This window comes from Streptomyces sp. NPDC031379, assembly GCF_055569615.1.
Map to the genome: position 1 here is coordinate 120,624 of NZ_JBVIIT010000001.1, position 16,196 is coordinate 136,819.

Genomic DNA, 16,196 nt, shown 5'->3' on the forward strand with positions numbered 1-16,196 from the left:
CTTGCGGGGAGCAGGGGAGGCGCCGGCGACGTGGGGCTGCTGTCTCACTCGATCTCCTTCTGACTGGTCTCGTGGGGTGGAGACACAGGTGGGTCACGGGAAGTGCACAGGTTGCGGCGAGCGAGGAGAGAGTGACATCCACAACCACCCGTTTGACAGGGCGCTGACAAGAATTTACGTGTTCGTATCCGAAATCCGTACTGCGAAATCCGTTATACGGACGCGGGAAATGCCCTCAACTCCCCGCCTGAGAAGCGCATGTGAGGCGCACGACGTCACACCCCGCGCCTCAGCCCTGCCACGCGTCCAGCAGCCGGGCGAGGTCCGGCGGCCACACCGGTTCCGGCTGCGCGGCCAGCTCCTGCCTGCTCCACCAGCGCCAGGACAGAATGCCGTCGGCGGCGTGCGCGGCGGCGAGCTGGGGGCCGGCCGGGTCCCGGCGCGGGCCGCGGGTGACGTAGACGTGCTCGTGCTGGCGGACGGGAACCGTGTGCGTGAAGTCGTGTTCCCAGGTGCACAGCAGCGGGCCGGGTTCCAGATCGGTCCAGCCGGTCTCCTCGGCCAGTTCCCGCAGGGCGCCCTCGCGCGGGCTCTCGCCGGGCTCCAGACCGCCGCCGGGCAGCGCCCAGTGGACGCCCACCTCGACGTTGTCGTACCGGAAGAGCAGCACCGCGCCCTTCGGGTCCACGACGGCGATCCGCGCCGCCCGGCGGGGCGTGCGCAGCACCTTGCGCAGGACGGCGCAGGGGCGGCCGAGAGCGTGGTCCGGGCGGTGGTCGATCACCTCGTGACCGAGGGCGGTCCAGAAGGCCAGCGCCTTGGGGTTGTCGTCGAGGACGGCGAGCCGTACGGCCATGCGGCCCTGCGCGCGGAAACGGTTCTCGAGGAGTTCCGCGAGGATGCGGCCGTAGCCCTTGCCGTGTTCGGCCGCGTCCACCATCAGCAGCCCGATCCACGGGTCCGGGTCGGCGGGGTCGGGGTGATGGGCCAGCGTGATCGCGACGCCGACGAGCCGCCCCTCTTCCGTGCGGGCCGTCAGCACCTCGGCCCCCGGCACGGCCAGCTCCTCGGCCAGTGCCGCCGCCACCTGCTCCGGGCGGATGTCGTCCGGGTCGGGGAAGTCGCCGCTGAGCCGCTGGAACTCGCGGTTGGACGCGTACAGCGCGGTCAGCTCGGTGAGCAGCGCGGCCGGGATGTCCTGGGCGGGGCACAGGGGTTCGAGGATCATGAGCGGCAACTTATCGCCCAGGACGCCGAACGCCTCCGGCGTTTTCGAGTTCCCCGCCGAGAGCCCCGGCCGCGGTCGATTCGCAGGTCCGGGGCTCCCGTCCGGCGCCGGGGTGTCTCCCGCGCCGATCGCTCAGGGGTGTCAGACGTTGACGCCGAAGTCCTGGGCGATGCCGACCAGGCCGGAGGCGTAACCCTGGCCCACCGCGCGGAACTTCCACTCCGCGCCGTTGCGGTACAGCTCGCCGAAGACCATGGCCGTCTCGGTGGCGGCGTCCTCCGACAGGTCGTAGCGCGCGATCTCGGCGCCGCCGGCCTGGTTCACGATGCGGATGTAGGCGTTGCGGACCTGGCCGAAGTTCTGGCCGCGGTTCTCGGCGTCGTAGATGGAGACCGGGAAGACGATCTTGTCGATGTCGGCCGGGAGCGCGGCCAGGTTGACGTTGATCGCCTCGTCGTCGCCCGAGCCCTCGCCGGTGCGGTTGTCGCCGGTGTGGACGATCGAGTTGTCCGGCGTCTGCTTGTTGTTGAAGAAGACGAAGTGCGCGTCCGAGTAGACCTTGCCCTGGCCGTTGACCGCGATGGCGGAGGCGTCCAGGTCGAAGTCCGTGCCGGTGGTGGTGCGGACGTCCCAGCCGAGGCCCACGGTGACGGCGGTCAGGCCCGGAGCCTCCTTGGTGAGCGAGACGTTGCCACCCTTGGACAGGCTTACAGCCATGTTGGGAGTCCCTTCCTTAGATATCCCTGCACATGTGTGCCGACGAAGCTACCGTCACCCGGAAGAACGTCGAGGGGGGTCCCGGTGGTTCCGGATCCCTTTACCTTTTTTACCCGCGAGGGTGAAAACCGGATGACGCGGGGCACCCCGGGCCGGGAACATGGAACGCATGTCCGGGCCTTACTTCATCCGCGGCTCGGTCTCGCTCCCCGAGGCCGAGCTGATGTGGCGTTTCTCGCGGTCGTCCGGGCCCGGCGGGCAGCACGTCAACACCAGCGACTCCCAGGTGGAGCTGCGCTTCGACCTCGCGGGCACCGAGGCGCTCCCCGAGGTGTGGAAGGAGCGGGCGCTGCAGCGGCTGGCCGGCCGGCTCGCCGACGGCGTGGTGTCGGTCCGGGCCTCCGAGCACCGCTCCCAGTGGCGCAACCGCGAGGCCGCCGCCGTACGCCTCGCGGCCCTCCTCGCGGAGGCCACCGCGCCTCCCCCCAAACCTCGCCGGCCGACCCGTATCCCGCGCGGCATCAACGAACGCCGGCTGCGGGAGAAGAAGCAGCGCTCGCAGACGAAGCGTGGGCGCTCGGGGCGGGACTGGGGCTGACGTTCCCGCGCGCCCTTCCCCCGTCCGCGGCGCGCCTGTCACATCTACGGCCTCCGGCGCGTCATACGGGTGAGGGACCACGCGACGCGCAGGAGAGGCCGGACCAGCCGATGAGCGACCAGCACAGCGACCGCGAGCAGCACCGGGACAGCCTGGTGGACGGCGATGGCGCCGGGAGCCGGGGTGAGGACTTCCTCGCCGAGCGGTTCGAGGCGTACCGCGGGCACCTGCGGTCCGTCGCCTACCGGATGCTGGGCTCGGCCTCCGAGGCCGAGGACGCGGTCCAGGAGGCCTGGTTCCGGCTGAGCCGGTCCGACACGCGCGAGGTGGGGAACCTCGGGGGCTGGCTGACGACCGTCGTCGGCCGGGTCTGCCTCGACATGCTGCGCGCGCGCCGCTCCCGTGGCGAGGAGCCCCTGGACACCTGGCATCCGGACCCCTCCGCCGAACCGGACCCCGCGCAGGACGCCGTGCTCGCCGACTCGGTCGGGGCGGCTCTCCTGGTCGTCCTCGACACGCTCTCGCCGGCCGAGCGGCTGGCCTTCGTGCTGCACGACCTGTTCGGGGTGCCGTTCGAGGAGGTCGGCGGCATCCTCGGGCGCAACCCCGCCGCGGCGCGGCAGCTCGCCAGCCGGGCCCGGCGCCGGGTGCGGGGGGCCGACGCGCCGGAGACCGACCTGGCCCGGCAGCGGGAGGTGGTGGACGCCTTCCTGGCGGCCGCGCGGGAGGGCGACTTCGACGGGCTGCTGGCGGTGCTCGACCCGGATGTGGTGGCCCGCAGCGAGGCCGGTGTGACCAGCGGCGCGGCGGGGGTCGCCGCCGGCGCGACGAGTTTCGCCCGGCTCGCGGGCCTCGCGCGTCCGGCCCTGATCGACGGCGCGACCGGCCTGGCCGTCGTCACCGGCGGCCGCCTGGAGCGCGTCCTGGCCTTCGCCTTCGCGGCCGACCGCATCACCGTCATCGACATCGTGACCGACCCGTCCCGGCTGGCGGAGCTGACCGTCGAGCCGGCCTAGCCGGGCGGCGCGAGGCGGGCGGTCGGCGTACGGCTCGAGGCCGGCCCCCCGCGCGGCGTCGGCGAGGGTCGTCCGTGGGGGCGGTGACCGCGGCTCCCGTGTGTCACAGCTCCAGGACCCCGACCGTCTCTCCCCCGCTCGTCTCCCCGTTCCTGCGGAAGCCCAGGCGGAGGTAGAACTCCTCGGGGCCGTCCGGACCGGGATGCCAGGTGACGTACATCCGGGTGCCGCCGCGACGGCGGATCTCGCCGGCCACGGAGTCGACCGCGAAGCGGCCGTAGCCCTTGCCCTGTTCGTCGGCGGCGATGTTGAGCCGCCACAGCCCGGAGCGCAGCGCGGTGCCGTTCTCGAACCAGTCGATGTCGAGGTGGGCCATCAGGAAGCCGACCGGGCGGTCGCCGTCCACGATCAGCCGGGGCCAGGCGACGCCCGCGGGGTGCGCGTAGGCCTCGGCGAGGGACTTCACGACGGGACCGACCGCGTGCTCCTGGTCGGGGCGGACGCGGACGGCGAGAGCGGCGTCGAGGTTCTTGGGGGTTATCTCTTCCAGGCGAAGTGTCACCCGCGCACCCTAGGCGCGTCGATCACCGCCGACCAGGGGATTTCGTGCTCAGCCCAACTGCCGGTACCGGCTGCGGAAGTAGAGCAGCGGGCCGCCCTCCGCACTCGGCACCTGGGCGGTCAGGACGCGGCCGATGACCAGGGTGTGGTCCCCGGCGGCCACCCGTTGCTCGGTGCGGCACTCCAGGGTGGCCAGCGCGCCGCCCACCAGCGGGGCGCCGGTGGCCTCGCCGCGGGCGTAGGGGATGTCCTCGAAGAGCAGCCGGTCGCTGATGCGGCCCTTCATGGCGAAGCGGCCCGCGATGTGCCGCTGACTCTCGGTGAGGACCGACACCGCCCACAGGGGCTGCTCGTCGAGCAGGTCGTCCATGCGGGAGCCCTCGCGCAGGCTGACCATGACCAGCGGCGGGTCGAGGGAGACGGACATGAAGGCGGTCGCGGTCATGCCGACGTCCTCGATGCCGGGCGCTTCGGGATCGTCGGGGTCCAGCGGCGGTTCCTGCGCGGTCACCAGGACCACGCCCGCGGCCAGCCGGGACATCGCGGCCCGGAACTCGTCGTCGCTCACCCCCTCAGCATGCCCGGAAGCGGTGAGGGCGGTGGGGGAGGCAGTGTTCAGCACGCCGGAAACGCTAGTCTCCGCCTCCGGGGGGCCGCATCGGGCCTCCGCCCGAGCCTGGTCCTAGGACCAGCGGACCACCGCCGTGTGCATGATGTGCACTCACCGACAAACCTTGCGTTCAGGAAACGCACAGGCCAAATGCAGAAACTCCACTCAATTGTTCACGTTCCCCTGTGACTTGAGTCACAAGGGGCAGGAATTGTTGACCCTGTGTACCGAGTGGGCAGCGCGCTGTGATTCAGTGGCTGGGGAGCCGCAAGGGCACCCTAAGAGCCACTGTAAAGAAGCGCCGAAGACAACCCTTGATTCGCTACGAGGTCTCGGGGGGAGGGCGAGCATGGAGACCGAGTCGGAGCCGTATGTCCGCCTTGCGTCCCTGCGGCAGCTGCACCAGGTCATGGCCGACATGAACACGGCACGCAGCCTGGCGGACACACTGCAGACCGTCGCCAACGGCGCCGTGAACGCCCTCGGGTACGAGCTGGCGTGCGTGAACCTGGTACGCCCCGACGGCGACCTCGTCGTCGCCGCGTTCTCCGGGAACTCCGCCGCCGAGGCCCTGATCACCGGCCGGGTCGGCTCCCGCGAGTCCTGGGAGCGGCGGCTGAACATGGGCGAGCAGTGGGGCGACCTGGTGTTCATACCGCACACCGAGGGCTGGGTGCTCGACGACGACGACGTCCCGCAGTGGCACACCGACGGGCCCGCACCCCGCTTCGAGGACGAGTGGCACCCCGCCGACCGCCTCTTCGCGCCGATGTACACCCCCGGCCTGCAGGGCGGCTCCTCCGGCGAGCTGCTCGGCGTCATATCCGTGGACCGGCCGCGCAACGGCCGCCGCCCCGGCGCCTGGGGCCGCGAGGCGTTGCAGATGTACGCCTTCCAGGCCGCCATCGCGATCAGCAACGCGCGCCTGCGGGCCAACATGCAGCGGGCCCTGGTCCGTCTGGAGCGCGAGCAGCAGGCCCTGCGCGCCAGCGAGGAAAGCTTCCGGCAGGCGTTCGAGTACGCCCCCTCCGGCATGGCCATCGCCGAGATGGGCGGCGACCAGCACGGCCGCATCCTGCGCACCAACGACGCCCTGTGCCGCCTGCTGGGCCGCCCGGCCTCCGCGATGCGCCGCTACTCCTTCTCCGACCTCGTCCACCCCGAGGACATCGGCACCCTGCTGCGCACCTCGGCGGAGGGCGGACGCGCCGAACTCCGGCTCGGCCGCCGCGACGGCAGCTATGTCTGGGTGTCCCTGCGCAACTCCGTCGTCGCGGACGCCGCCGACGGCCCCCGCTTCCTGCTCACCCACGTCGAGGACATAGAGGAGCGCAAGCGCCGCGAGCTGCAGCTCGCCCACCGCGCCTCCCACGACTCCCTGACCGGCCTGCCCAACTCCGCCGAGCTGCGCTCACGCCTGTCGGCCCGCCTGTGCCGGCGTCCGGCCCACCCCGGCGCCGTGGAGTCCCTGGACGCGGCCTACGGCCACCCCGCCTTCGACCCTCCCGCCGGCCACGGCTTCGACTTCATGCAGGGCACGGAGGCGTACGACGCCTACGACCACCACGTGCACACCGTCGCCCCCGAGGACGGCCGCGACGACGGCACCAAGGGCCTCGCGGTGCTCTTCTGCGACCTCGACGGCTTCAAGTCGATCAACGACCGCTTCGGCCACAACGCGGGTGACGCGGTCCTCATCGAGGTGGCCCGGCGGCTGTCCGGCGGGGTCCGGGACGGCGACACGGTGGCCCGGCTCGGCGGCGACGAGTTCGTGATCCTCGCCGACGGCCTCGGCCGGGCCGACGCCCAGGATCTCGCCGTGCGGCTGCGCAGCGAGATCATCCAGCCGATCCGGGCCGAGGGCCGGGCCGTCCGGGTGGGCGCGAGCTTCGGCATCGGCTGGGCGCACTGCGGCATGACGGCGGACGAGGTGTTGAAGTCGGCCGACGAGCGGATGTACGTAGAGAAACGATCTCGTCCCAAACAACATCGACGCGCCGGATGAACCGCAGGTCAGTGAGTTGATGCGGTCTGAGTCACCCGTTTGGGGCAGCGGAAGCGGGTAGGCTCGCCATTCCACACCCGTACCGCATCCGCCCGCACCTGTTGAGGAGTACCAAGGGATGACGCCCGGCGACAACGGCGCGAGCACGCCCGAGGACGACGACCCGTTCGGCTACCTGTACGCAGACGGCCAGGCCCGGGGAGCCCAGCCGCCGTCCGGTGGTTACGGCTACCCGAACTCGGTCAGCAGGGTGCGGACGGTCGGCGAGCGCCAGTACGGCCAGCAGCCGCAGTACGGCCAGCCCTCCGTGCCGCAGCAGCAGGGCGCGTACGGTCAGCCGAACGCCTACTACCAGGCACCCGAGACCCTGCCCGGCGGTGCCCCGACGGGCCGGCAGTCCGCGCCGCCCGCCGGTGGCGGTGGCCGCCGCGGCCCGAACACCAAGGGCCTGCTGATCGGCGCGATCGCGGTGGTCGCCGCGGTCGTCATCGGCATCGGCGTCGCGATGATCAACGGTGACTCGGACGACGGCAAGTCCGACACCGTGGCGAACGCCACGCCGACCCAGTCCCAGAGCAGCAAGCCGAGCCCCTCGGGCAGCAGCTCGGCGGGGAGCGGCGACCTGCCGCGGGCCGACGGCTCCAACAAGAGCCTCCAGCTGGCCGGTGGTGCCGCGGCGGCCTCGGACGTCTCCGGGGCGCGGTCCGCGGACGGCAGCTACGTGAGCGGGCTGAACCAGGTCGGCGCCTCGGTGACCTGGACGCTGAACGACATCCCCGAGGACGGTGCGTACACCCTCTTCGTGAACTACAGCGCCACCGGCGAGGACCAGTCGATGTCGGTCACCGTCAACGGCCAGCCGTTCGGCAGCAAGCTGGGAATGGACAACTACCGGCACGCCGCCGACGGTGACTTCGCCAAGGGCTGGACCACCTCCTATGTGTGGCCGACCCTGAAGAAGGGCCCCAACACCATCTCCCTCTCCTGCCAGGCCGGCGACAAGTGCAACGTCCTGATCGACCAGCTCTGGATCAGGAAGGGCCAGGTCAAGCGGGACAGCTAGGCAGCGCAGTCCGCCCCGCCGCCCGGTTCGCACCGCCCTGAGTCGGCCAATTCCCGGTTCCTGTCCCATGGAAGGGTGTCTTCCGTCCCGGCCGGGGGAAAACCCGCACTCCTGGGAGTTCCGGACACGGGGGGTGTGATGGAGGCCGGTGCGCTTGCCTCGACGGCCATCGGGGTGCTCGCCGCCGCGGTGACCGGTACCGCCAGCGGCGTAGGCGAACAGACGGGCGCCGCCGTCGTCCAGGTGGTGCGTGAGCGGCTGGTGGCGTCGGAACGCGGCCGCCGGGCCCTGGCGGGACTGGACGCCGCGGCGGACGACCCTGCCGCTCGCCACGGGGCCGAAGCGGTGCTGCGGGAGGAGATCGGGCGACCCCGCCCTGGGCCACCGTCTCCAGCTGCACCTGAACGCACCGGCGACCCAGGCGACGGGCAGTGTCGTGATCACGGGCGGCCGGGTCTCGCGGTCCCGGATCCACCTCGGCCCCGTGACGATCACCAAGCCCTCCACGACGGGCGGGCTCGTGGCGCTGGTGGCCGGGCTCCTGACCGTGCTGGCGCTCACCGTTTACGGCGGGGTCCGGGTGATCGCCCTCGACAACTCACCCGCGGAGGAAGGGCGCAAGCCGTTCACGCCGCGGGCGCTGAACGTGGCGGAGACCCGGGAGGTCCTTCCCGGCATCCAGGACATGCCCGCGGACTGGACGGTCGTCTCGGAGCGGGGAGCCCGGGGCGACAAGAAGTGCCGCACGGGATCGGCGAAGTACGGCTACGAGCCGTCCGACCCCCGGTTCCTCGAGGTGGAGTTCGAGGTGTACGCCTGCTCGAAGACGTCGATCGCGGACGGCGGGTACACCGAACTCCTCGAGGAGGAGGCCTACCCGCGCCAGCGGGAGATCTCCCTGCCGCGGTTCGGCGACGAGAGCAGGACCACGGTCCACACCGTCGAGGACGACTACCTGCTGGCCCCCGGAGAGGCGGGCGACCATGTCGTGTCGGTGGCACGGATCGGCACCGTCCTCATCGTGATGAAGTACGGCCCCGTCGAGGACCAGCCGGCCTACTCGGACCACGTGCAGGAGCTGATGCGGATCATCAGCGAACGCGCGCGGCAGGTCCAGTCGAGCGGGTCCGCGACCTGATCCGAACGAAACCCCCTAGGCCGCGCTGACCTCTGCGGTCACCGCGACCCGGGCCAGCAGTCCCTCGTACGCCGAGCGGTCGAACTCGCCCGCGGTGGGCGCCAGTACGGTCGCCGCCGACAGGGCGACCGCGCGGGACAGGCGGTCCCGCCAGGGGAGGCGCTCGACGAGGGCCGACAGCAGGCCTGCCACCGCCGAGTCGCCCGCGCCGGTCGGGTTGCCGTGCACGCGGGCGGGCGGGGTGGCCCGCCAGCGGCCCTCGGGGGTCGCCGCGAGCAGGCCCTGCGGGCCGAGGGAGGCGACCACCGCGTGCGCCCCGCGGCGCCGGGCGTCCTGGGTGGCGCGCAACGGCTCGTGGGAGCCGGTGAGTTCGGCCAGCTCGTCGGCGTTCGGCTTGATGATGTCGGGGCGGGCGGCCACCCCGCGGCGCAGGGGTTCGCCGCTGGTGTCGAGGAGGACGGGAACGCCGAAGGCACGGGCGCGGCGGACGAGGTTCGCGTAGGCGCCGACCGGTACGCCCGGTGGCAGACTGCCGCACAGGGCCACCGCCGAGGCGCCCGGCAGCAGTTCCTCGTACCGGTCCAGGAAGGTGCCCCACTCGGTGGGCGCTATCTGCGGGCCCGGCTCGTTCAACTGGGTCGTGTCACCGGAGACCTCGTCCACGACGGCGATCGTGCGCCGGGTCGCCCCGGCGACCGGTACCAGCGCGTCCGTCACACCGGGCGTGTCCGACAGCCGTTCGCGCACCTGCCGGCCGGTGGAGCCGCCGGCGAACCCGGTGACCGTCGCCCGGTGCCCGAGGGCGGCCAGCACCCGGGCCACGTTCACGCCCTTGCCGCCCGGCCGCTCGGTGACCTCCGAGACACGGTGCGAGGCGTGCGGTCGCAACGACCGTACGCGGTAGGTGATGTCGAGAGCGGTGTTCAGTGTGACCGTGAGGATCACCCGGGCCGACCTCCCTCGAAGTCCATGTGCCTGTCTCGGCTTCCGGGGCCTCGATCATGCCAAACAGACGGCGGCCGGCCCAGTCGTGAGTCGGCCGCCGTCGCGGGAGAAGAGGGGCGGATCAGGTCAGTCGGGGCGCTACCACCCACTCGCCCCGGCGCATCACGCCCTTGAGGTCGAAGTTCGCGTCGAGCAGCACCAGGTCGGCGTCCTTGCCGGGTTCCAGGGATCCGATGCGGTCCCAGAGGCCGAGCAGACGGGCCGGGTTGGCGCAGAGGGCGGTCACGGCGTCCTCCACCGGGAGCCGGTCGACGGTCACCGCCCGCTTGAACGCGCGGTCCAGCGTGAGCGTGGATCCCGCGATCGAGCCGCCCTCCACCAGCCGGGCCACGCCCTCGCTGACCTCGACCTCCAGCGGGCCGAGCATGTAGCGGCCGTCACCGATGCCGGCCGCGTCCATCGCGTCGGTGATGAACGCGACCCGGCCCGCGCCGGCGTGGTGGAAGGCCAGCTCCAGCGCGGCGGGGTGCAGGTGTGTGCCGTCGTTGATCAGCTCGACCGTGACCCGCTCGTCCTCCAGCAGGGCGGCGACCGGGCCGGGGGAGCGGTGACCGAGGGCGGGCATGGCGTTGAAGAGGTGGGTGGCGACGGTGGCGCCCGCGTCGATCGCCTCGGCCGTCTGCTCGTAGCTGGCGTCCGTGTGGCCGATCGCCGCGATCACGCCGTGCTCGGCGAGCAGCCGTACGGAGTCGATGCCGCCCGGCAGTTCGGTCGCGAGGGTGACCATCTTCGCCTTGCCGCGCGCCGCGTCGATCAGCTTGCGGACCTCGGCCGGCTCCGGGTCGCGCAGCAGCGCCTCGGAGTGCGCGCCCTTGCGGCACGGCGAGATGAAGGGCCCCTCGAAGTGGATGCCGGCGATCTCCCCCTGCTCGGCGAGTTCGCTCAGCAGCCCGGCCTGCCGCACCAGCAGGTCCATCTCGTCGGTGACGGTGGAGGCGACCAGGGTGGTGGTGCCGTGCAGGCGGTGCGTGTGGACGGCGGTGAGGATCTGGTCGGCGGTGCCGGAGAAGGAGGCTCCGCCGCCGCCGTGGTTGTGGATGTCGACGAAGCCCGGGAGCACCCAGTGGCCGCTCACGTCGACCAGCGGGGCGTCGGCCGGGGGGTGGGCGGTGATGTGCCGGCCGTCGATCGCCACCTGGCCGTTCTCCACGGTTCCGGTGGGGAGCACCACCTTTGCGCCGGTGAGCACCTGCGGGCCGGTGGGGGCTTGTCGCGCCGTTCCCCGCGCCCCTTCCGGGGCGCTGTTCCCGGCCGGCGCCTGATTGTCCCGCTCGGTTGCCATCAGGTGCTTACCTCCGGAGTCGTAGGAGTGGTCGTCAGGAGATCCCGGGCGAGGAGTCCCGCGCCCAGGCAGCCGGCGGTGTCGCCGAGGGCGGCGGGGACGATGGCCGGCAGTTTCTGGAAGGTGACCCGCCGCCGGACGGCGTCCCGCAGCGGTGGGAACAACACTTCCCCCGCCTCGGCCAGGCCGCCACCGATGATCAGCGTGCGCGGGTCCAGCAGGGTGAGTGCGGTGACCAGTCCGTCGGCGAGCGCGTCCACGGCCTCCTGCCAGACCCGGACGGCGTTCGGGTCACCGGACGCGACCGCCTTGGCGCAGTCGGCGGCGTCGGCTTCCGGGTCCCCGCAGGCCGCGGCCCAGGCCTCGCTGACGGCGGACGCGGAGGCGTACCGCTCCAGGCAGCCGTGCTGCCCGCAGGGGCAGGGGGTGCCGCCGGGGCGTACGACGATGTGGCCGATCTCGCCCGCGAAGCCGTGCGCGCCCGCCTCCACCCGGCCGTCCAGGCCGATGGCGCCGGCGATCCCGGTGCCGAGCGGCACGAAGAGGAACCGGTCGGCACCCCGTCCCGCGCCGATCCGGCCCTCGGCGAGCCCGCCGGTGCGCACGTCGTGGCCGAGGGCGACGGGCACCCCGAGCCGTTCGGCGAGCAGGGCGCGCAGCGGGACGTCCCGCCAGCCGAGGTTGGCCGCGTAGGCGGCGATGCCCCGCTGCTCGTCGACGATGCCGGGGACCGCGATGCCGGCCGCGGCGGCCGGCTCGCCGTAGCGCTGCACGCCGTGGGCGTGCAGCTCGGCGGCGAAGTCGAGGATCGCCGCGACGACCGCGTCGGGTCCGCGCTCGCGGCCGGTGGCGCGGCGGGCGCGGTGCAGCAGCGCGCCGTCGTCGCCGACGAGGGCGGCCTTCATCCCGGTACCGCCCACGTCCAGGGCGATGACATGTCTCACCACGGGGCCTAGTGTGACCCTCGCACCCGGGAGAGGTCTAGTCCACTCGCGTGGTGTAGACCTTATGTGTCCATATATTGAACGGTCAGACAGCAGGGTTGGGGCTTTGACGGTGCGTCGGCGTACAGCAGGAACGATCGCGGTGGTGTCCGCACTGGGCATGACGGCGGTCCTCGGCGGCTGCGGGAGTACGGGCTCCTCCGACGTCACCCTCAGACTCGTCGCCGCCGATTACGGCGACTCGGCCGCCCACAGCTCCAAGAAGTACTGGGAGACCCTCGCCGAGGAGTACGAGTCCAAGCACCCCGACGTGAAGGTCGAGGTCAGCGTCTACTCCTGGAACGACGTCGACCGCAAGGTCAAGGAGATGGTCGACGCCGGCGAGGCCCCGGACCTGGCCCAGATCGGCGCCTACGCCGACTACGCGGCCGCCGGCAAGCTCTACCCGGTCTCCGACCTGCTCTCCATACGCACCCAGGCCGACTTCCTCTCCCAGCTCTCCGACGCGGGCCAGTGGAAGCACACGCAGTACGGCATCCCCTTCGCCGCCTCCACCCGCGTGCTCTTCTACAACAAGACCCTCTTCGCCAAGGCCGGCATCACCACCCCGCCCACCACCTGGGAGGAGCTGGCCGCCGACGCGGAGGCGCTCAAGGGCAAGGGCGTGAAGTACCCCTACGCCCTGCCCCTCGGCCCCGAGGAGGCCCAGGCCGAGACCATGCAGTGGCTGCTGAGCGGCGGCAACGGAGGCAGCGGCTACACCGACGACGTCGGCACCTACACCATCGACTCCACGCAGAACGTCGACACCTTCACCTGGCTCAGGGACGACCTGGTCGGCAAGGGCCTGACCGGCCCGGTCGCGCCCGGCAAGCTCAACCGCGCGGACGCCTTCGCCGCGTTCGCCGACGGCCAGGTCGGCATGGTCGACGGGCACCCCACGCTGATCCAGCAGGCCGCCGCGAAGGGCGTGAAGTTCGGCATGGTGCCGATGCCGGGCCGCACCGGTACGTCCAGGGCCTCGATGGGTGTCACCGACTGGATGATGGGCTTCAAGCAGAACGGGCACGCCGACCAGGCCGGCGACTTCCTCGACTTCGTCTACAGCGAGAAGAACGTGCTCGCCTTCTCCCGCGAGTACGGGCTGCTGCCGGTCACCGGCACCGCCTCCAACACCATGAGCGAGTCGGACGCGGCCCCGGACAAGGCCCTGCACCCCTTCCTCGACCAGCTGCCCACCTCCGAGCTGTACCCGGTCGGCAAGACCTCCTGGGCGTCGGTCAGCGCGGCCGTGAAGAAGGACATCGGCCAGGCGGTCGCCCCCGGCGGCAGCCCCTCCGGTGTCCTGACCCGCCTGCAGGCGTCGGCCACGGCGGCCGACAGCAGCAACGTCAACTGACCCCGCTGTCGGTGCCCGGCGTTACGGTGGCCCCATGGAACTCGGCCGCCGCGAACAGGCCATCCTCGCGCTGGAGCGCCGGGGCTTTCCCGGCCCCGGCGCGAAGGAACGCGCGATACGCGAGGAGCTGGACCTCTCGCCCGTGCGCTACTACCAGCTCCTCAACGCCCTCCTGGACGACGAGCGGGCCCTGGCCCACGACCCGGTGACGGTGAACCGCCTGCGCCGGGTACGGCAGGCCCGCCGCCAGGAGCGCTGAGGAGTGGACTCGCCGTTCCGCGGATAGTGTCGCCGTATGGGCACCCATACGACGGACTCCCCGGACCCCACCAACCCGATGGAACCCCTGCCGACCCCGGCCACCCGGCCCGGCCGGGACGGACTCGCCGCCCTGCTCGCGCGGCCCCGCACCGCGCTGATCGGCCTGGACTTCGACGGCACGCTGGCCCCGATCGTCGCCGACCCCGAGCAGGCCCGCGCCCACCCCGAAGCGGTGCCCGCGATCGCCGCGCTCGCTCCCAAAGTGACGTCCGTCGCCGTGATCACCGGCCGGCCCGCCGGTGTCGCGGTCCGCTACGGCGGCTTCGCCGGCGTGCCCGGCCTGGAGCATCTGACCGTCCTCGGCCACTACGGCGCCGAACGCTGGGACGCGGCCACCGGCACGGTCACCGCCCCCGCCCCGCACCCCGGCGTGGCGGCGGTCCGCGCGGAGCTGCCCGGCCTGCTCGACCGCGTCGGCGCCTGGCAGGGCACGTGGATCGAGGAGAAGGGCCGGGCGGTCGCGGTCCACACCCGCCGCGCCGAGGACCCGCAGGCCGCGTTCGAGGCCCTGCGGGGGCCCCTCACCGACCTGGCCGGGCGCCACGGCCTGATCGTCGAGCCCGGCCGGATGGTGCTGGAACTGCGCCCGCCGGGCATGGACAAGGGCGTCGCGCTCGGCGAGTACGCCCGCAAGGTCGGCGCCGAGTCGGTCCTCTACGCCGGCGACGACCTGGGCGACCTCCCCGCCTTCGCCGCGGTGGACGAACTCCGCTCCGACGGCGTCCCCGGTCTCCTGGTCTGCAGCGGCAGCACGGAGGTGACCGAACTGGCCGAACGGGCCGACCTGGTGGTGGACGGCCCGGCAGGCGTCGTGGACCTGCTGCGGCGGCTGGCGGCTCAGCTGGACTGATCGTCCAGGGCGTGCAACTGGTCCAGGAACCACCGGGCGGGCGGCAGCGCCGTCGCGGACGCGGCCAGCCTCTTCGACCGTTCCGCCCGCTCACCGGCCGGCATGGCCAGCGCCGCGTGCAACGCTTCGGCCGTGCCCCCGATGTCGTACGGGTTCACCACGATCGCGTCCTCGCCCAGCTCCTCGTACGCCCCCGCCTCCCGGGACAGCACCAGCGCGACTCCCTCGTCCGAGACGACCGGGATCTCCTTGGCGACCAGGTTCATGCCGTCCCGGATGGGGTTGACCAGCGCCACGTCGGCGAGCCGGTACGCGGCCAGCGAGCGCGCGAAGTCGTCCTTCACGTGCAGCTCCACCGGCGTCCAGTCGGCCGTCCCGTACCGGGCGTTGATCTCGTCCGCCACCCGCTGCACCTCGGCCGTGTAGTCCCGGTACACGGCGAGGTCCTGCCGGGACGGATACGCGAACGCCACGTGGACGACCCGCTCGCGCCACTCGGGGTGGTCGTCCAGCAGCTGCCGGTACGCCAGCAGCCCGCGCACGATGTTCTTCGACAGTTCCGTGCGGTCGACGCGGACGATCGTCTTGCGTCCCTCGCCGATCTCCGCCCGCAGGGCCGCCATCCGCTCGTCCACGTCGGGTTCGTGGGCCCGCTCGCGCAGGAAGTCGGCGTCCGCGCCGAGCCCGTGCACACCGATCCGCGTGCCCGAGGGGATCCCGGGCCCCAGCACCGCGTGACAGCAGTCCTTGAACGCGTCCGCCCACCGGTGGGTGAGGAACGCCGCCCGGTCCGCGCCCAGGATCCCGGTGAGCAGCTCGGCGGCGATGTCGTCCGGCAGCAGACGGAAGTAGTCCGGCGGGGCCCACGGAGTGTGCGAGAAGTGGCCGATGCGCAGATCGGGGCGGAGCCGGCGCAGCATCCGGGGCGCGAGGGCCAGGTGGTAGTCCTGGATCAGCACCGCCGCGCCCTCGGCCGCCTCCTCGGCCAGCGCCTCGGCGAACGCCCGGTTGTAGGCCTCGTACGACGCCCACTGCCGGCGGAACTCCGCGTCGAAGACCGGCTCCAGCGGGGTCTGGTACAGCAGATGGTGGACGAACCACAGGACCGAGTTGGCGATGCCGTTGTACGCCTCCGCGTGCACGGTCGCGTCGATGTCCAGCATCCGCACCCGCTGCCCGCCGGTCTCCTCGGCCGGCAGCAGTCCGCCGTCCGCGCGCCGTACGGCCTCCCGGTCGCCGTCGCCCAGCGCGGCGCACACCCACACCGAGCCCGCGTCCGGCCCGATGGCCGACAGCCCCGAGACCAGCCCGCCGCCGCCCCGCCTGGCGCGCAGCGAGCCGCCCTCGTCCACCGTGTACGAAACCGGGCCGCGATTGGACGCGACCAGCACCTCAGCACCGTGCGTGGAAGCCATAAGCCTCAACCTAGCCCGGCCCGGAAACGCTCAAACGTACGGTC

General features: G+C 72.5%; 16 protein-coding genes. 8 read left to right on the plus strand and 8 right to left on the minus strand.

The window, feature by feature from the left end:
- Positions 1 to 289 precede the first annotated feature (289 nt).
- Together ACZ5CW_RS00630 and ACZ5CW_RS00635 are read right to left on the minus strand one after the other, a co-directional pair.
- The gene (locus tag ACZ5CW_RS00630; protein WP_468597072.1) at positions 290 to 1,228 is read right to left on the minus strand and encodes a GNAT family N-acetyltransferase; all 939 of its coding nucleotides are present in this window, start codon (positions 1,226 to 1,228) and stop codon (positions 290 to 292) included.
- A gap of 141 nt (positions 1,229 to 1,369) precedes the next feature.
- Positions 1,370 to 1,945, minus strand: a complete 576-nt coding sequence (locus ACZ5CW_RS00635) for a TerD family protein (RefSeq protein ID WP_468597073.1) — start codon at positions 1,943 to 1,945, stop codon at positions 1,370 to 1,372.
- 160 nt (positions 1,946 to 2,105) lie between these two features.
- On the opposite strand from ACZ5CW_RS00635, the gene arfB reads away from it, so the two are divergent.
- Positions 2,106 to 2,543, plus strand: a complete 438-nt coding sequence (gene arfB, locus ACZ5CW_RS00640) for an alternative ribosome rescue aminoacyl-tRNA hydrolase ArfB (RefSeq protein ID WP_468597075.1) — start codon at positions 2,106 to 2,108, stop codon at positions 2,541 to 2,543.
- Positions 2,544 to 2,653: 110 nt separating this feature from the next.
- Positions 2,654 to 3,559, plus strand: a complete 906-nt coding sequence (locus ACZ5CW_RS00645) for a sigma-70 family RNA polymerase sigma factor (RefSeq protein ID WP_468597076.1) — start codon at positions 2,654 to 2,656, stop codon at positions 3,557 to 3,559.
- Positions 3,560 to 3,662: 103 nt separating this feature from the next.
- Here the strand turns inward: ACZ5CW_RS00645 and ACZ5CW_RS00650 are convergent, their stop codons facing one another.
- The gene (locus ACZ5CW_RS00650; RefSeq protein ID WP_468597078.1) at positions 3,663 to 4,121 is read right to left on the minus strand and encodes a GNAT family N-acetyltransferase; all 459 of its coding nucleotides are present in this window, start codon (positions 4,119 to 4,121) and stop codon (positions 3,663 to 3,665) included.
- A 48-nt stretch (positions 4,122 to 4,169) separates the two neighbouring features.
- Positions 4,170 to 4,742, minus strand: coding sequence for a flavin reductase family protein (locus ACZ5CW_RS00655; RefSeq protein WP_468597080.1), 573 nt, complete (start codon positions 4,740 to 4,742; stop codon positions 4,170 to 4,172).
- Positions 4,743 to 5,079: 337 nt separating this feature from the next.
- Between ACZ5CW_RS00655 and cdgB the strand changes: the two genes are divergently transcribed.
- The 3 genes from cdgB (at position 5,080) to ACZ5CW_RS00670 (ending at position 8,936) form a co-directional block, all read left to right on the plus strand.
- The gene (cdgB, locus tag ACZ5CW_RS00660) at positions 5,080 to 6,735 is read left to right on the plus strand and encodes a diguanylate cyclase CdgB (RefSeq protein ID WP_468597082.1); all 1,656 of its coding nucleotides are present in this window, start codon (positions 5,080 to 5,082) and stop codon (positions 6,733 to 6,735) included.
- A gap of 118 nt (positions 6,736 to 6,853) precedes the next feature.
- Positions 6,854 to 7,798, plus strand: coding sequence for a carbohydrate-binding protein (locus ACZ5CW_RS00665; RefSeq protein WP_468597083.1), 945 nt, complete (start codon positions 6,854 to 6,856; stop codon positions 7,796 to 7,798).
- Positions 7,799 to 8,048: 250 nt separating this feature from the next.
- Entirely contained in the window at positions 8,049 to 8,936 is an 888-nt protein-coding gene (locus ACZ5CW_RS00670; RefSeq protein ID WP_468597085.1) for a hypothetical protein, read from the plus strand.
- A 15-nt stretch (positions 8,937 to 8,951) separates the two neighbouring features.
- Here ACZ5CW_RS00670 and ACZ5CW_RS00675 read toward each other — a convergent pair whose 3' ends face one another.
- The 3 genes from ACZ5CW_RS00675 to ACZ5CW_RS00685 all read right to left on the minus strand — a co-directional run bounded on the left by ACZ5CW_RS00675 (position 8,952) and on the right by ACZ5CW_RS00685 (position 12,167).
- Positions 8,952 to 9,881 (minus strand): 1-phosphofructokinase family hexose kinase, encoded by a 930-nt coding sequence (locus tag ACZ5CW_RS00675; RefSeq protein ID WP_468597086.1) that lies wholly within the window; start codon positions 9,879 to 9,881, stop codon positions 8,952 to 8,954.
- A gap of 121 nt (positions 9,882 to 10,002) precedes the next feature.
- On the minus strand, positions 10,003 to 11,130 hold the full coding sequence (nagA, locus tag ACZ5CW_RS00680) for an N-acetylglucosamine-6-phosphate deacetylase (protein ID WP_468597731.1): 1,128 nt from the start codon (positions 11,128 to 11,130) through the stop codon (positions 10,003 to 10,005).
- Between the two features lie 92 nt (positions 11,131 to 11,222).
- Complete coding sequence (locus ACZ5CW_RS00685; RefSeq protein ID WP_468597733.1) at positions 11,223 to 12,167, minus strand: ROK family protein; 945 nt, start codon at positions 12,165 to 12,167, stop codon at positions 11,223 to 11,225.
- A gap of 112 nt (positions 12,168 to 12,279) precedes the next feature.
- On the opposite strand from ACZ5CW_RS00685, the gene ACZ5CW_RS00690 reads away from it, so the two are divergent.
- From ACZ5CW_RS00690 to otsB, 3 genes are read left to right on the plus strand one after another with little or no spacing between them, the layout of a single operon-like run.
- Complete coding sequence (locus tag ACZ5CW_RS00690) at positions 12,280 to 13,566, plus strand: extracellular solute-binding protein (RefSeq protein ID WP_468597735.1); 1,287 nt, start codon at positions 12,280 to 12,282, stop codon at positions 13,564 to 13,566.
- 34 nt (positions 13,567 to 13,600) lie between these two features.
- Positions 13,601 to 13,825 (plus strand): DUF3263 domain-containing protein, encoded by a 225-nt coding sequence (locus tag ACZ5CW_RS00695; RefSeq protein ID WP_468597088.1) that lies wholly within the window; start codon positions 13,601 to 13,603, stop codon positions 13,823 to 13,825.
- A gap of 36 nt (positions 13,826 to 13,861) precedes the next feature.
- Positions 13,862 to 14,737 carry a trehalose-phosphatase gene (otsB, locus tag ACZ5CW_RS00700; protein WP_468597090.1) on the plus strand — a complete coding sequence of 292 codons (876 nt, stop codon included), beginning with the start codon at positions 13,862 to 13,864 and terminating at the stop codon, positions 14,735 to 14,737.
- Here the strand turns inward: otsB and ACZ5CW_RS00705 are convergent.
- On the minus strand, positions 14,725 to 16,152 hold the full coding sequence (locus tag ACZ5CW_RS00705; RefSeq protein WP_468597091.1) for an alpha,alpha-trehalose-phosphate synthase (UDP-forming): 1,428 nt from the start codon (positions 16,150 to 16,152) through the stop codon (positions 14,725 to 14,727). The two genes, otsB and ACZ5CW_RS00705, sit on opposite strands and share 13 nt — an antisense overlap.
- Positions 16,153 to 16,196: the final 44 nt, after the last annotated feature.

What these genes read in the sequence shown, in the direction of transcription:
- ACZ5CW_RS00635 (WP_468597073.1), bottom strand. Translation starts at nt 1,945, where the DNA reads ATGGCTGTAAGCCTGTCCAAGGGTGGCAACGTCTCGCTCACCAAGGAG.
- ACZ5CW_RS00705 (WP_468597091.1), bottom strand. Translation starts at nt 16,152, where the DNA reads ATGGCTTCCACGCACGGTGCTGAGGTGCTGGTCGCGTCCAATCGCGGC.
- ACZ5CW_RS00645 (WP_468597076.1), top strand. Translation starts at nt 2,654, where the DNA reads ATGAGCGACCAGCACAGCGACCGCGAGCAGCACCGGGACAGCCTGGTG.
- ACZ5CW_RS00665 (WP_468597083.1), top strand. Translation starts at nt 6,854, where the DNA reads ATGACGCCCGGCGACAACGGCGCGAGCACGCCCGAGGACGACGACCCG.
- cdgB (WP_468597082.1), top strand. Translation starts at nt 5,080, where the DNA reads ATGGAGACCGAGTCGGAGCCGTATGTCCGCCTTGCGTCCCTGCGGCAG.
- ACZ5CW_RS00630 (WP_468597072.1), bottom strand. Translation starts at nt 1,228, where the DNA reads ATGATCCTCGAACCCCTGTGCCCCGCCCAGGACATCCCGGCCGCGCTG.
- otsB (WP_468597090.1), top strand. Translation starts at nt 13,862, where the DNA reads ATGGGCACCCATACGACGGACTCCCCGGACCCCACCAACCCGATGGAA.
- ACZ5CW_RS00695 (WP_468597088.1), top strand. Translation starts at nt 13,601, where the DNA reads ATGGAACTCGGCCGCCGCGAACAGGCCATCCTCGCGCTGGAGCGCCGG.
- arfB (WP_468597075.1), top strand. Translation starts at nt 2,106, where the DNA reads ATGGAACGCATGTCCGGGCCTTACTTCATCCGCGGCTCGGTCTCGCTC.